Source organism: Streptomyces sp. NPDC006134 (genome assembly GCF_040628835.1).
Lineage (GTDB): Bacteria > Actinomycetota > Actinomycetes > Streptomycetales > Streptomycetaceae > Streptomyces.
The window spans coordinates 26,390-41,588 of record NZ_JBEXTV010000046.1 but is presented as its reverse complement, the minus strand read 5'-3'; the positions used below and the strand labels follow the sequence as shown (position 1 = coordinate 41,588).

Annotated in this window: 5 protein-coding genes; all 5 read right to left on the bottom strand. The window is 73.5% G+C overall.

What is annotated here, in order from left to right; translation table 11 throughout:
• Window positions 1-3: 3 nt before the first annotated feature.
• Window positions 4-2,799: an alpha/beta fold hydrolase gene (locus ABZ340_RS26490; RefSeq protein ID WP_358784332.1), complete on the bottom strand. Its 2,796-nt coding sequence runs from the start codon at window positions 2,797-2,799 to the stop codon at window positions 4-6.
• Between the two features lie 45 nt (window positions 2,800-2,844).
• The gene (locus ABZ340_RS26485; RefSeq protein ID WP_358784331.1) at window positions 2,845-9,969 is read right to left on the bottom strand and encodes an SDR family NAD(P)-dependent oxidoreductase; all 7,125 of its coding nucleotides are present in this window, start codon (window positions 9,967-9,969) and stop codon (window positions 2,845-2,847) included.
• Between the two features lie 45 nt (window positions 9,970-10,014).
• Window positions 10,015-11,325 carry an FAD-dependent oxidoreductase gene (locus ABZ340_RS26480; RefSeq protein ID WP_358784330.1) on the bottom strand — a complete coding sequence of 437 codons (1,311 nt, stop codon included), beginning with the start codon at window positions 11,323-11,325 and terminating at the stop codon, window positions 10,015-10,017.
• 5 nt (window positions 11,326-11,330) lie between these two features.
• The gene (locus tag ABZ340_RS26475; protein WP_358784329.1) at window positions 11,331-12,212 is read right to left on the bottom strand and encodes an ACP S-malonyltransferase; all 882 of its coding nucleotides are present in this window, start codon (window positions 12,210-12,212) and stop codon (window positions 11,331-11,333) included.
• A 12-nt stretch (window positions 12,213-12,224) separates the two neighbouring features.
• Window positions 12,225-15,199: beta-ketoacyl synthase N-terminal-like domain-containing protein (locus ABZ340_RS26470; protein WP_358784328.1), on the bottom strand; the 2,975-nt coding region annotated here is incomplete at its 5' end.

Here is a 15,199-nt window from a genome sequence, read left to right as displayed (position 1 = left end):
CGGTCAGGCCCGTTCGGCCCAGAACGCCGTCAGCGTCTTGTTGAAGGCGCGCGCCGCGGTGAGCGGCACGTAGTGCCCGTGGCCCGCGAGCTCGTGCACCCGCGCCCCGGGGATCTTCGAGTACTGCGCGACCGCTTCGGTGTCCAGGACGCAGTCGTCGAGTCCGCGGACCACCAGGCAGTCCGCGGTGATGTCCGGGAGGCGGTCGACGACGTCGAAGGCCGTCAGGGCCGTGTAGTAGCAGCGCAGGACGTCCATGGAGGCGTTCCCGCCGAACCGCTCGGCCAGGTCGCCGCCCCCGCCGAACACCGCTTCCAGCAGGTTCCCGTGCAGGCGCAGCTCCTCGCGCAGGTCGAGGGTGCGCTCGAAGGCGTCCTCGCCGTAGCGGGGCGCGCAGCTCACGATCGTCAGCGAGTCGACGCGCTCCGGGTGCCGCAGGGCGGTCAGGGTCGAGACGCAGCCGCCCAGCGACCAGCCGACCAGGTCGGCCGGGCCCTCGACGGTGTCCCGCACGTAGTCGGCCACCTCGTCCGCGAGCGCCTCGAAGGAGAAGCGCTCCTCGTCGAAGGGGGCGTCGTTGTGCCCGGGGTACTCCGGGACGTGGATCCTGCGTCCCTGGCGGAGCAGGGCCGGGATCTGCTGGGTCCACGCCCGCTGGTCGCAGTTGAGCGGGGGGAGCAGCAGGGCGGGGCGGCCCGAGTCGCCGTACTGGGACCACCGGAGCAGCGGCGGTGCGGGGCGCGACGGGCGTGCCGTGTCCGCCGCCGGGCCGCCGCGGTCGTTCCGGTCCGGCGGCGGCTGCTGCTGCCGTGAGGCGAGCGGCCGGCCGCCGATGGCGGCGGCGAGGCCGGCCACCGTCTCGTGGCGGAAGAGATCGTGCGCCTTGATGGGGCTTCCGGCCTTCTGGTACGGGCTCAGGAGCTGAGCGGCCGAGAGCGAGTCCAGGCCGAGCGAGGCGATCCTGGTGCCGGGGACGACCTCGTCCTTCCCTTCGTCGAAGCCCAGCAGCGCCGACAGCCGGGCGCACAGTTCTTCCACGGGTCCCTCGTCCACGGGTTCCGGGGCGTCCTGCGCTCGGGGCGCGGAGGGCGTCCGCGCGGAGGTTTCGTCGATCACCCAGTGCCGCCGCCTCTCGAAGGGGTAGGCGGGCAGCGCGATCCGCGCCAGGTCGGCCGGTGCGTCCAGCCGCCTCCGCAGCGCGGGGGTGTCCCGGTCCCGCCAGTGGGTGACCAGGTCGCGCAGGTCGTCGTCCAGGCGGCCGGTGTCCGCGGTCCGGGGGGCCGGGCCGTCCTCCCCGCTGAGCGGAGGCGCGTCGAGGCCGGTGAGGAGTTCCTCCCGGGTGCCGGCCACGACCACCTGCTCGTGGGTGAGGCGCGGGCGCCGCAGCAGTAGCTGGGAGAGGTCCCAGAGCCGGTCCCCGGGCAGCTCGGCGACGAGCGCCCGCACGCGGCCGGCCAGCGCCGCGAGGCTGCCTTGTGACTCGGCCGACAGGCAGAAGGGCAGCGCCCGTCCGGGGCGGCGGTCCACCGCGTCCCCGCCCGCGGGCCCGTCCGCCGGCCTGCGCAGGACCACGTGTCCGTTGGAGCCGGTGAAGCCGAAGGCGCTGACGGCGCACAGCGGCTTGTCCTCCGGCCACGGCAGGGGTTCGGTGCTGACCCTGAACGGCGCGACGTCGAGGTAGGAGACCTCCTCGTCGGTGGTGGCCACCGGCGGGATCGTCCCATGGTGGAAGGCGAGCAGCGCCTTGATGACGCTCGCCAGGCCGGAGGTCACCAGGGTGTGCCCGATGAGCGGTTTCACGGCGCCGAGGTGGCAGCCGTCGGCGCCGGCCCGGCGGAAGGCGGACCTGAGGCCCTCCAGCTCGATGGGGTCGCCCAGCGGCGTGCCGGTGCCGTGCGTCTCCAGGTAGGCGATCCGCGAGGCGTCGATCCCCTCGCGCTCGTAGAGCTCCGCGATCAGCCGGGACTGCGCCCGGGAGCTCGGCGCCATCAGGCCGTTGGTGGTGCCGTTGTGGTTGGTGGCGGTCGCCTGGACCGCTCCGTAGACGCGCAGTCCCCGGGCCCGCGCCTCGTCGTACCGCATGACGACGAGCGCTGCGGCGCCCTCGGCCGGTACGAATCCGTCGGCGGCGTCGGTGAAGGGCAGCGACGCGCCCTCGGGAGAGCTCATCCGGGAACGCTGCGCGAAGCGCAGCACCTCGGGGGTGCTGAAGACCGACACCGCGCCGACGACCGCGCAGCGGCACTGCCCGGCCCGGACGTTGAGCACCGCCTCGTGCAGCGCCGCCAGCGACGAGGAGCACGCGCTGTCCAGCGTGACCGACGGGCCGTTGATGTCGTAGAAGTAGGAGATGCGGCCCGACAGCGTGGAGGGCGCGTTGCCCAGGAAGCTGTGGGTGCCGTAGACGACGTCGCTGCGCTGCGCCACCAGGGAGCGGTAGTCGCCGGGCAGCCCGGCGACGAACACACCGCAGTCCAGGTCGCGCAGGTCCGCGGCCGTCAGATAGCCGTCGTCGACGGCGTGCTGCACCGTCTGCAGCAGGATCCGCTGCTGCGGGTCCATGCACCGGGCCTCGTTCGGTGAGACGCGGAAGAACCGCGCGTCGAAGTCCTGGTGCCCGTCCAGGAAGCCGCCGACGAAGGCCGCGGCGTCCTCCTCCCCCGCCCAGCGCCCGGTGGTGCCCAGGGCGCTGCGGCCGAGCCGCAGGCGCTCCCAGTACTCCCCCAGGCCGTCGCTGCCGGCGAACCGGCAGGCCATGCCGACCACGACGGGGGTGTCGTCCTCAAGCAGCTCGTCCATGCCCACTCTCGATTCCCTGGCGCGCCGTTGCCCTGCCGGTACCGGTCACTCGAACCAGAACCGGTTCTGTTCGAACGCGTAGCCCGGCAGGTGCAGCCGGCCGAACCGCCCGTCGTCGAACATCGTTTCCCATGCGAACTCCTCCCCCTCCAGGTAGCGGGCCCGAAGGGCCTCCAGCGCCGCGCGGTGACCGGGATCCGCCGCGTCCGGCAGCGTCACCGGGTGCCTGGTCAGCCGCTGCGGCCGGCACTTGGCCGCCTCCTCGGGACGGGCCTCCTCCAGCCGCTGCCGCAGCTCCGGGGTGCCGGCGACGATCCAGGCCATGCGGTACTCGAAGTGGTCGCGGCCGGCCGCCAGGGTGTGGGCGACGTCCCCGAGGTCCGCGCGCTCCGCCCCGGGACCCCGCAGCCACTCCAGCAGGCCGTCCCTCATCTGTGTGAGCGAGGCACGGGAGCGGGCGCTGAGCGTGACGAGCCAGTGCGGCCGCGGCGTCCTGCGGGCCGGTGACGGGGCGGGCGCCTCGGAGAGGACCACGTGCGCGTTCGACCCGCCGAACCCGAAGGAGCTGACGCCGGCCACCAGCGGTGTGCTCCGCTCCCACCGCTCGTTCTCCAGCAGCAACCGGAAGGGCGAACCGTCGAGTTCGACCAGCGGATTGAGCTCCTTGAAGTTGATGTTCGCCGGCAGGCGGTGGTGACGCAGGCACAGCAGCAGCTTCAGCAGCCCCGCCATGCCGGCGGCCGGCTCCAGATGGCCCACGTTGGTCTTCACCGCCCCCAGCGTGATGCTGCCCGGCTCACGGTGCGGGGCCAGCCGGCCGAACGCGGTCCGCAGCGCGCTGATCTCGATGGGGTCGCCCAGGTTCGTACCGGTGCCGTGCGCCTCGATGTGGGAGACCCGGGCGGCCAGCTCCGGTGTGTAGACCTTCTCCAGCAGGGCGACCTGGGCGTCGGGGTTGGGGGCGGTCAGCGAGTTGGAGCGGCCGTCGTGGTTCTCGGCCACCCCCTCGATCACCGCGAGCACGGCGTCGCCGTCCCGCTGGGCGTCGGCGAGCCGTTTGACCACCACGCAGCCCACGCCCTCCGCCCGGACATAGCCGTTGGCGTCCTTGTCGAAGGTGGCGCAGCGGAAGTCGGGGGAGAGCACCCCCAGCCGGCTCGCCGCGTCGGTGGCGGCCGGGTCGACGAGCACGCTGACGGCGCCCACGAGAGCCACGTCGCACTCCCCCGCCGCGAGCGAGAGCACCCCCCGGTTCAGCGCCACCAGCCCGCTCGAGCAGGCGGTGTCGACCGTCTGGCTCGGGCCGGTGAAGTCGAGCAGGTGGGACACGCGATTGGCGAGCATGGTGTGCGCGTTGCCCGTGACGGTGTACGGGTGGGCCCAGTCCTCGCTGTGCTGCAGCGCCGTCTGGTACTCGCTGAACTGCACGCCGGCGAAGACGCCCACCTCCCGCAGCGCTCCGGGCGCGTAGCCGGCGTCGAGCAGGGCGTTGTAGGCGCTCTGCAGGAAGAGCCGGTGCTGCGGGTCCATGAGGACCGCCTCCCGGGCGGAGAGCCCGAAGAAGGAGTGGTCGAACGCGTCGAAGGCGTCGATGGTGCCCGCGAAGTACTGCTTCTCGCGGCCCTTCCAGCGGTCGACCGCGCGGATGGCGCTGCCGTTCTCGACGAGCAGCTCCCAGAAGTCCGCCAGGTCCGCGCCTCCGGGCATGACGCCGCTCATCCCGATCACGGCGTACCTGCCGCGTCCGCCGCCCCCGAGGCCGCCGGGGTCCGCCGGCGGGCCGGCGGCGGTGGCGGTGGCCGTCGCACCGGTGCCGCCGGTGGTCCGCGCTCCGGCGGACGGGGACGGCTGCGGCACGGCCGCCGCCCCGCCCTCCGCCGGTACGCCCCGGTCCCTCAGATGGGCGCTCAGCGATGCGATGCTGCTGTACCGGAAGAGGGCGTTGGGCGGGGTCTCCGCGCCGAACCGGGAGCCCAGTTCCCGGGCCAGGCGCTGGAGGCCGACCGAGTCGTAGCCGAGCTCGCCCCACGTGCTGTCGACGGCGATGTCCTCCGGCCGCAGGCCGGTCTGCTGCCGCACCAGCTCCACGAGCCGTCCGCCGATCTCCTCCAGTGTCGCGCCGGGGCGGGGGCCGGTGCCCTCCGCGGCCGGGGCCACGCCGTCCGCCCGGGGCGCCGGCCGTACGGCGCCGGGCAGCAGCCGCTGCCGCATCCGCGCCACGTCCCCGACGCACGGGATGACCTGGTGGCAGGTCTCCGGCAGGCCGTTGAGCAGGTCGAGGAACAGCTCCGCGCCGCGCCGCGAGGACAGCGGCTCCATCCCGAACTGGCCGCGCAGGAAGTCGGCGAGCGCCTGGTACTGCTCGCGCCGTTCGTCCTCGGCGTCCAGCCACAGCGGCCAGTTGACCGACAGGCTGAAGCCGCTGCGCCCGCCGTCCGCCACGCGCCGGGCGCGCTCGGCCGCGAACTCGTCGAGGAAGCGGTTGGCGGCGATGTAGTCGCTCTGCCCGGTGTTGCCCATGACGCTGGAGATGGAGGAGAAGACGCAGAAGAAGTCCAGGCGCAGCCCGGCGGTGTACCGGTCGAGGTTCAGCGTGCCCCGCACCTTCGGGGCGAGCACCGCCTCCGCGTCCTCCGCCGACTTGTTCTGCACCAGGGCGTCCCTGATGACGCCCGCGGAGTGGATGACTCCGTCGAGGCCGCCGAAGCGTTCGCGGATCCTCTCGATCAGGTCCCGGGTCCCGTCCGCGGAGACGATGTCCGCCTGCTCGTAGTGCAGCCCCGGCGACGCGGCGATCCACTGCCGCTGCCCGGCGTCCGGCGCGGAACGGCCGACGGCGATCACCGTGGCCCGGTACCGCTCGGTCAGGAGTTCGGCGACGGCCCGGCCGATCTTGCCCAGTCCGCCCGTGAGGAGGTACGTCCCCCCGGTGCGCAGCCGGACGCCGCCGCCGTCGGGCCGGAGTTCCGTCAGTTCGCGCGTCTGGCGGGTCCCGTCCGCCCATCTGACCTCGGTGAGCGGTCGGCGGGCGGCACGCAGTTCGTCCAGCAGGGGCTCCCAGCCGTCGGCGAACACGTCACCGGTACCGCAGCGGCGCGCCTGAACGGTGAGCACATGCGGGTTCTCCTCCGCCAGCCCGTGCAGGAAGCCGGCCCCGGCGCGCACCTCGGCCGCGTCGTCCTCCTGGGTCACGCCGAGGACCGTGGACGGGGTGCGGCAGGCCTGGAGGGCCTTGGCGAAGGCCAGTTGCGACGCCACCGTCCCCTGGCGCCTGAGATCCACCCAGTACAGGTGTTCCAGGCCCAGTTCGCCGGTGAGGTGCTCCAGGGCGCGCCGGGCGGCGGTGTCGTCGCCCTCGGGCAGCTCGATCCGGTCCGCCTCGACGACCAGCGCGTCGCCGGCTGTCACCCGGACCAGCCGGGTGCCCTCCGGCGGGTCGGGGAGCCTGGGCTCCTGGCCGCGGTCGGTGAGCACGAGGACGCACGGCACCGGTGAGTCCGCCGGGCCGTCCGCCGCTTGCGGCCGCCACACCGGGGTGAGCAGCAGTTCGGCGGCGTCGCCGGCGGTGCCGCGGGGGACCGGTGCGGGCAGGGCCGCGGGGGCGGCCGGCCGGTTCGCGTGGTCGAGCGTGTCGGCCACGTACCGCTCGGCGGCGAACGGGTAGAGCGGGGCGTCCACCGGCATGCGGACCGGGAACAGCTCCGTGAAGTCGGGGTTCTCGCCGGCGAGGTACTCCGACGCCGCCCCGGCGAAGGGGTCGCCGGCCGGCGGGGCGGCCGGGGAGGATCCGTCCGCGTGCCGGAGCAGGCCGGCGAGTTGCTCGACGCTCTCGGCCCAGTAGCCGCGCCGGACGCGGAAGTGCTGTCTGGCGCAGCACAGGGTGTAGCTCAGCCCGTACAGGTACGAGGCGGTGTCGGGCGCGTCGCGCAGCGCGGCGAGCAGTTGGTCCGCACGGCGCCGCACGGCGGCCTCGTCCCGCCCGGACAGCGGGATGAAGTAGCGCGGGAACCGGGGTACGGGGCGGGCCGGGCGGGGGTCCACGAACTCCTGGATGATCGCGTGCCCGTTGGCGCCGCCGGCACCGAACGAGCTCAGTCCGGCGAAGCGCGTGGGCGTGCTGCCCGCGGGCCACGGCAGGACCTCCTTGACCAGGGCGAAACGCGAGTCCTCGAGATGCAGGTCAGGGTTCTCGAGCGCGCAGTGGAGGGTGGGCGCCAGGGTCTTGTGGGCGAGCTGCTTGACGACCTTGACGAGTCCGGCCATCGCCGCGGCGGACTCCAGGTGCCCGATGTTGCTCTTCACCGAGCCGAGATGGGCGCGGCCCTGCTCGGGCCCGCCGTACGCCCGCCGCAGCGCGCGCACCTCGATCGGGTCGCCGAGTCGGGTGCCCGTGCCGTGCGCCTCGACGTAGGTCACCGCGGCCGGTTCGATCTCCGCCTCGGCCAGGGCGGAGGCGATCACACGGTGCTGGGCGCGTTCGGAGGGCACGGTGAAGCCGGCCGTCCGGCCTCCGGAGTTCACCGCGGTCGCCCGGATGACCGCGTGCACGCGGTCCCCGTCCGCGAGCGCCTGGGACAGCGGCTTGAGGACCACGGCGGCGGTTCCCTCGCCGGGGACGTAGCCGTCCGCCTCCACGCCGAAGGCCTGGCAGTGGCCGGTGGGGCTGAGGAACCTGCCCTCGGACAGCAGACGGTACTTCCCCGGGTGCGTCATGAGGTTCACGCCGCCCGCCACGGCCAGGGCGCAGTCCCCGGAGCGGATGCTGCGGACGGCGAGGTGCAGGGCGGTGAGCCCGCCGGAGCACATGGTGTCCAGGGCGACGCTGGGGCCGTGCAGGTCGAAGGCGTAGGAGACCCGGTTGGCGATGGCGGCGAACGAGCTGCCGATCACCCGGTCGGGAGCGGTGAGGTCCTGGTAGTGGCCGAACATGGCGGCCACGAAGACGCCCACGTCGTGGGTCGGCCGGGCGAAGTACCCGGAGTCCTCCAGGGCGTGGTAGACGGACTGCAGGAAGCGGCGCTCCTGCGGGTCCATGGACCGCGCGTCGAGGGGCGCGATGTTGAAGAAGACGGGGTCGAAGTCCAGGGCGTGGTCGAGGAACCCGCCGTGGCGGCCGTAGGAGGTGCCCGGTTCGTCCGGCGAGAAGGAGTGGTTCTCCCGCCAGTCCCAGCGGTCGCCGGGTATGACCCGTACCGCGTCGTCGCCCCTCAGCAGCGCCTGCCAGAACGCCTCGGTGTCGGCGCCGCCGGGGAACTCCCCGGCCATCCCGACGATGGCGATGTCATCGGGGCGGTAGGCGTCCGCCGCGGGACCGTCCCCGGGCACGGCGGCCGCGGACGCGGACCCCCGCGGTTGCCCGGCCGGTGGGGGTGGGGTCCCGGCGGCGGGGGCCGGTGGGGCCGCGGGCGCGGGGGCCGCCGGGACCACGGCCCCAGGAACCGCCGCACCCGCAGAGCCAGGGGCTCCCGAGGCCACAGCCCCAGGAACCGCCGCACCCGCAGACCCGGAAGCCGCCGCAGGCTCCCGTGCCGGCGGCTGTTCGCGGGTGAAGGAGGATTCCAGTTCGGTGGGGAAGTTCTCGACCAGGTACGTGCCGAGCGCCGCGACGGTCGGGTACTCGAAGAGGACCGCGCGGCTCAGCCGGGACGAACCGGCGATGTCCAGGCGGGTCTCGATGTCCCTGCTGATGCGGATGCTGGCGACGCTGTCCAGCCCCTGGTCCAGCAGGTTGTCGTCGTCGCGCAGATGCCGCAGGCCGCTGTGCCGGACGATGAGGTCCCGCAGCCACTGTGCCGTGCGGGCGGACAGGTCCGGGGCGGGGGAAGGGGAACCGGCCCCGGCGGGTGCGTCCGGCGACGCGGCCGGCGGTGCGGCGTCGGGGTCGAGGCGCACCTGTCCGTCGTAGACGGCCAGGTGACGCGTCCCGGTGGCGAGGGCCGACAGCAGCGCGTCGCAGGCCTGCTCGGGGGGCATCGCCCGCAGCCCCGAGGTGTCGTCCGGCATCTGCATGCCGTCGGTGTCCCACAGGCCCCAGTTGATGCTGTACCAGTCGGGCCGGTGCGCGGACAGCCGGTCGAGGAACGCGTTGGCCGCTCCGTAGGCCGTCTGGCCCACGTTTCCCGTGACGCTCGTCAGCGAGCTGAAGTGCACCACGGTGCCGGGCCGGTGCGGACCGGTCAGGGCCGCGAGGTTGAGGCCGGTGGCCACCTTCGGCCGCAGGACGTTCTCCAGGCGGTCGGGCGTCAGGTTGTACAGCAGGCAGTCGTCCAGCACTCCGGCGAGGTTGAACACCGCCTTGACCGGTCCGAACCGGTCGTGGACGTAGCGCAGCGCGCCGTCGAGCGCCTCGGGGTCGTCGGCCGCGGCGGCGAGGTGGCTGCGCACGCCCGCCTCCTTCAGGGCCGCCTGCGCCTGCGGGCCGGGAGTGCCGCGTCCCAGGACGAACACCTGGGCGCCGCAGCGCCGGCTCAGGTACCGGCACAGATGGCGTCCGATGCCCCCGGTGCCGCCGATGACCACGACGGGGCCGCCGTCACCGAACACCTCGCCCGGCCGCACGCGTTCCAGCGGCCGCGGCGCGTGGCCGAGGAGCGCGATCCGGTCGCCCTCGGCCCGCAGCACCGCCCCCGGACGGCGGACCCCGGCCGCGATCCACGCGCGCAGCCGCTCGGCGGTGACGGGGTCACCGCACTCGACCGCCGTGTGGACGAGCGGGCATTCCAGCGCGGCCGTCCGGGCCATGCCGTCGAGCAGCGAGGGGAGCACGTCGGCCGCACGGGACAGCGTGAGGAGGTGGACGGGGCGTCCCGACTCGCGCACGGCCTGCAGCAGGGCCAGGCCGGCGCGGGCGAACCGCACCGCCGCGGCGTACCCCGGCGTGCCGCCGGACGGCCCGTCGCCCCAGGCCACCACCAGGGTGGCGGGGATCCCCTCGGCCCGAGCGGGGCCGGGAGCCCGGGGGAGGGCGATGCGCCGCCGCAGCTCCTGCCCGAGCCGGTCCTCGCTCTTCGTGGCGGGGCCGGCGTACCAGCACTCGGCGCCGATGGCGCGGGCCGCCGCCGCGACGTCCTCCCGGTCGGTGACCACCACAGCGGCGCCGGCCTGCTCGCCGGGCACGTCGAAGGCGGCGAGGGCGGCGAGGTCCTGGTACCGAGGTGCTAGCGATTCCATGGGTCATCCCCGATTGAGAAAGTGACGGTGCCGGGCGGTGTTCGCTCAGACACCCATGAATTCCTTGATGCCGCGGAACTGGCCGAAGGCGGGCGCGTCGTCCGGGAAGGGGTACGGGACGCCCAGCCGGTCCGCGATCACCATGCCGGAGACGATCGCTCCCTCGTGCCCGGTGACGCTGGTGTCGGTGCCGCAGAACCAGAGGTTGTTCCGGCCCTGGATCTCGCTCAGCCGCTTCTTGCGGCGCACGTCCACCGGGCGGAGCTGGGGCAGCTTCCACTTGCGGCGGACGAGGACGCGCTCGGGGTCGACCTCCTCCTGCGGGTCGAAGGTGATCAGGATGGGCGACTTCACGTTCCGGTAGGGGTGGAGCACGTTGCAGTTGCGGGTGAGGCTGCCCATCTGGTCCTCGGCGCGGGTGAGTTCGAAGCCCTCCGGCATCCGGAACTGGCAGTAGGCGTCGCGGCCCACCGGGCTGAGCCAGCTCTCGTCCTGGTGCAGCACGCTCTCGACCGGCACGTACGCGAAGTCCCCGAGCAGCTCCCGGTACCGGGGGTCGGAGGTGCGCAGCAGTGCCAGCGTCACGTCCGCGTGCGTGGCGAACACGACCTGGTCGAAGTGGTGCTCCTGCCCGCCGGCCACCACCGTCACCCCGGACTCCGCCGGGACGACGGCCTCGACGGGCGTGTTCAGCCGGACGCGGTCGCCCAGCTCGCTCTCGATCCTGGCCAGGTAGGCGTGGATGCCGCCCTGTGCCTTGCGCCAGTACCCGGCGGCGAAGAAGGAGAGCAGGTTCATGCTGAACGACAGCGCGACGTACATGAGGTTGTAGTCCAGCGACGGCGCGTGGCAGCCCGAGTAGATGCTCAGGATCGGGTTCATCGCCTGGTACTTGAAGCTCTTGGAGTACCCGTTCGCGTCCAGGTACTCGCCGATGCTCATGTGCTTGTAGGAGTCGTCGCCCGAGGTGGGCACCTGGTTCATCTCCTGGTGGAACCGGTCGAACTCCTCGTGCAGCTCCTCGCGCAGCCGGCCGAGGAAGTCGAGGTTGTTCCAGTACTGCCGCTCACCGGGAAAGTCCACGTGCACGGAGGACGGGGCGACGTAGGTGCCGATGCCGAAGTCGGTCAGCAGCCGGAACAGGTTGGGCGACAGCTTCTCGTTGAAGTGCTCCACGCCCATGTCCACGTGGAGTGTGCCCTGGTCCGTCTCGACCGGGTGGCTGTAGGCGTGCCCGCCCAGGTACTCGCCCGCCTCGAAGAGCGTGACGTCGTGCTGTCGGGCAAGCTGCCAGGCCGCGACGGAGCCGGAGCCGCCACCACCGATCACGGCGATCCTGCTGTGTGCTGTTTCCACGGTCATCACTTCCCGGGCTCGGCCTGCGGCGAGGATTCATCGCCGAGGATCTTTGCGCTCAACTTGGTCAGCACCGTGCCGGGACCGATCTCGTGGAAGGTCTTGTGTCCCGTACGGGCCAGATACGTCACGGTCTGCCACCACCGCACCGGCTTCACGAGCTGGAAGACCATCTCCTCCAGCAGGTGCCCGGCGCCCAGCGTCCGGCCGCTCGTCGTGGAGACGACGGCCTTGGCGGGCGGCGCGAACTCCCGCTCCCGCAGGAACCGCGCGAACTCGCACCGGGCCGGCTCCATGTGGCGGGAGTGGAAGGCACCGCTGACCGGCAGCCACACGCAGCGGTGGCCGGTCTCCTCCAGCCGCGGCACCAGCTCCTCCAGGCGCGGCTGCGCCGCGCTGAGGACGACCTGGTCCGGGCTGTTGTAGTTGGCCACGTCCACGTCGAAGAACTCCAGCCGGGCGAGGTGTCCGTCGATGCCGTCCGCCTGCGGTCCGAGGACCGCCACCATCGCCCCGTCCCGCGCCTCCTGCATGAGGGCACCGCGTTTGGCGACGATCTCGAGCCCCTCGAAGAGGTCGAAGACGCCGGCCGCGAAGAGCGCCGGGTACAGCCCCAGGCTGTGGCCCGTCAGGCACCGCACCCGCTCGTCCCCGTGCCGCTCGGCGTGGGCCAGGTACATCAGGCAGCTCACGAAGTAGATCGCCTGCTGCGTGTAGGCGGTCTCGTTGAGCAGTCCGTGCGGGTCCTCCAGGCACAGTTCGCGCAGGGAGTGGCCGACGGTCTCGTCGGCCCTGTCGCACAGCTCGGGGTAGGCGTCGAACACCTCCCTGCCCATGCCCAGGCGCTGTGAGCCCTGCCCGGGGAACATCAGGACGTCGCCGGTCATCCGCGTCCCCCGTCAGTTCAGTTCGAGGACGGTGAAGGGCGCGGAGGCGGACCCGGGGGCCGGAGCCGGCCGCTGGACCGCCGGGCCGTGGCCGTCGACCGCCACGGACACCACTTCCTCCAGGGCCACGAGGACGTCGCCGTGCTCGTCGGTGAAGAAGAAGTCGTACGTGCGGGTCCGCCGGGACCCGCCGCCCGGCCGGGCCACGCAGTGGCAGAACACCGCCTCGTCCCGCGGGGCCCGGACCACGGTCAGCCGCCCCAGGTGGTAGGGAACGCACACAGGACCGTCCGGTGCCTCCTCGGCCGCCAGCAGGATGGAGAGCTGCATTCCGCAGTCCAGCAGCGCGGGCGACAGGCCGTGGCCCCAGTCGTGGTCCACATGGAGGAACGCCCGTACCGCACCGGGTCCGACGTCGGCCCAGCGCACGCCGCGCAGGGGTTCGCCGTAGTCGTAGCCGAGCCGCCGGAAGGTGCCGTAGATCTCCGGCCGGTGCTGCCTGCGGACGCCGGCGGGCATGCCGGGCGGGCCGGCGACCGCCGCCGGCGCCCCCACCTCGGCCGTGCAGTGCACGTCGCCGGTGGCGCGGTCGACGAGCGACAGTTCGCCCCCACGCTCCCGGACCTCGACGGCCCCGGGGTCGGTGATCCTCTTCTGCCACAGCACGTTGCCGAGGGCGCGGCCTTCGGCCCGTTCGGCGAGGACCGCGAGCGTCCAGGCCGCCGGCGCCATGGTCACGCCGTCGATCCGGTGGGCGGACACCAGCGAGGAGAGGGAGCGGAAGCCGGATTCCGCGGAGTCGATCCAGTGGCGGTGGCGCAGGAACGGGTACGCGGGCAGCTCGACGGGGGCGGTCCTCGGGTAGTAGTCGTCCCAGTCCACGGAGCCGCCGGACTCGTACAGGGCGGCGACCTCCCGGGCCGTGCCGGCGGACAGCTCCGCCACCGGCCCCGACGCCGTGGCCGGGGTCCGGGGGCGGCTGTGCAGGTCCTGCTCGAGGCCGCGGACGAGCTCGTCCTGGTCGCGGCAGACGATCGCCACGCGGTGCGGGAAGCTGTCGCGGCGGCACGCGAGCGTGTGGGCCAGGGCGTCCATGTCCACCCGGCGCCCGCGCAGCCACTGCCGCAGCTCGTCCATGGCGAGCTGCAGTCCGGCGCTGCTGTGGTGGGAGAGCGGGATGACGTAGCAGTCCCGCCGCGGACGGGCGGCGGCCGCCGCGGTGCCGGTCTGCGCGGGCACCCCGCGCAGCACCACGTGGGCGTTGGCTCCGCCCGCGCCGAACGAGCTGACGGCGGACGCCAGGGGCAGGTCCGCGGGCCAGCTCTCGCGCCGCGTGCTCAGCCGGAACGGGGTGGCCTCGAAGTCCAGGTGCGGGTTGGTGCGCTCCGCGTGCAGCGAGGGCACCAGGGTGCCGTGGCGCATCTGGAGCACGGCCTTGAGCACTCCGCTCAGGCCGGCCGCCGACTCGAGGTGGCCGATGTTGGACTTCACCGAGCCCAGCCGGATCCGCTGGGTGCCGGCCGCGGCGTAGGCCTTGGTGAGGGCGCGCAGTTCGATGGGGTCGCCCAGCGCGGTGCCGGTGCCGTGGGCCTCGACGTAGCCCACCTCCTCGGGGGAGGTGCCCGCCGCCGCGAGTGCCTTGGTGACGACCGCGTACTGGGCCTCGGGGTTCGGCGCGGTGTAACCGTTCGCCCGGCCGCCGGCGTTGACCGCGGAGCCGCTGATGACGGCGTACACGCGGTCCCCGTCGCGCAGGGCGTCCTCGGCGGGCCTGAGCACCAGGCTGACGACGCCCTCGCCGTCCACGAAGCCGTCGGCTCCGGCACCGAACGGCCGGCACTCCCCGGTGCGCGACAGCATCTCCAGGCCGCACAGGAGCTGGTACTGGCGGGGGTGCGTGATGAGGTTGACGCCGCTGACGACGGCGCGGTCGCACTCCCCCGCGCGCAGGGACTGGCAGGCCAGGTGCAGCGCGGTCAGGGAAGCGGAGCAGGCGGTGTCGACGGCCATGCTGGGGCCGTGCCAGTCGAACTGGTACGAGGCACGGTTGGCCACCGACCAGAACGCCGAGGTGGGCGGCTGCGCACCCGGTCCGGTGACCGTGTGCCACGCGTACCCGCCGTTCATGACACCGACGAACACTCCCGTGTCGCTGCCGGCGAGCCGGGCGCGGCTGTATCCGGCGTCCAGGATCGCCAGGTAGGTCTGTTCCAGGACGAGGCGTTCCTGGGGGTCCATGCGCGCCGCGTCGTGGGGCGTGATGCCGAAGAACGTGTGGTCGAACGCGTCGATGTCGTCGATGAAGGCGCCGCGTTCGGTGTACGAGACGGGCTCGGGGCCGTCCGTCAGGCGCGTGCCGAAGCGCTCCGGGGGCACGGTGGAGGTGCAGTCCAGGCCCGCGAGCAGGTTGTCCCAGAACTCCTGGGCGTCGGAGGCCCCGGGCAGCCGTGCGGCGATGCCGACGACGGCGATGTCGCCGGGCCGCGGCTCGAGGCCGCCGGTGCGCGGTCCCGTCTCCTCGGCCCGTTCCTCCCGCTCCCGCACATCGGCGGGCTCCGCGGCCGGGACGGCGGCGGAGCCCGCCGGCTGCTCGCCAGCGACGGGGAAGGCCTCCGCCACCGCGTCCGCGTACTCGGTGACCAGGTACTCCACCAGCCGCGCCACCGTCGGGTACTCGAACCACACCGTCGCGGGCACATACCCCACCCGCTCACGCAACGGCTTCAGCAGCTCCATCGAGATCAGCGAGTCGATCCCCATGTCCCGGAACGGACGGTCACGCTCGACCTCGGCCACGTCGAACCGCATCGTCTCCGCGATCACCTCACGGACGAACCGCTCCACCCGCTCCCGCACATCGGCGGCCTCCGCGGCCGGGACGGCGGCGGGCTCCGCCGGCTGCTCGCCAGCGACGGGGAAGGCCTCCGCCACCGCGTCCGCGTACTCGGTGACCAGGTACTCCACCAGCCGCGCCACCGTCGGGTACT

Bases quoted from the DNA above. Each gene is read 5' to 3' on its own strand.
- ABZ340_RS26490 (WP_358784332.1), bottom strand. From the start codon at position 2,799: ATGGACGAGCTGCTTGAGGACGACACCCCCGTCGTGGTCGGCATGGCC.
- ABZ340_RS26485 (WP_358784331.1), bottom strand. From the start codon at position 9,969: ATGGAATCGCTAGCACCTCGGTACCAGGACCTCGCCGCCCTCGCCGCC.
- ABZ340_RS26475 (WP_358784329.1), bottom strand. From the start codon at position 12,212: ATGACCGGCGACGTCCTGATGTTCCCCGGGCAGGGCTCACAGCGCCTG.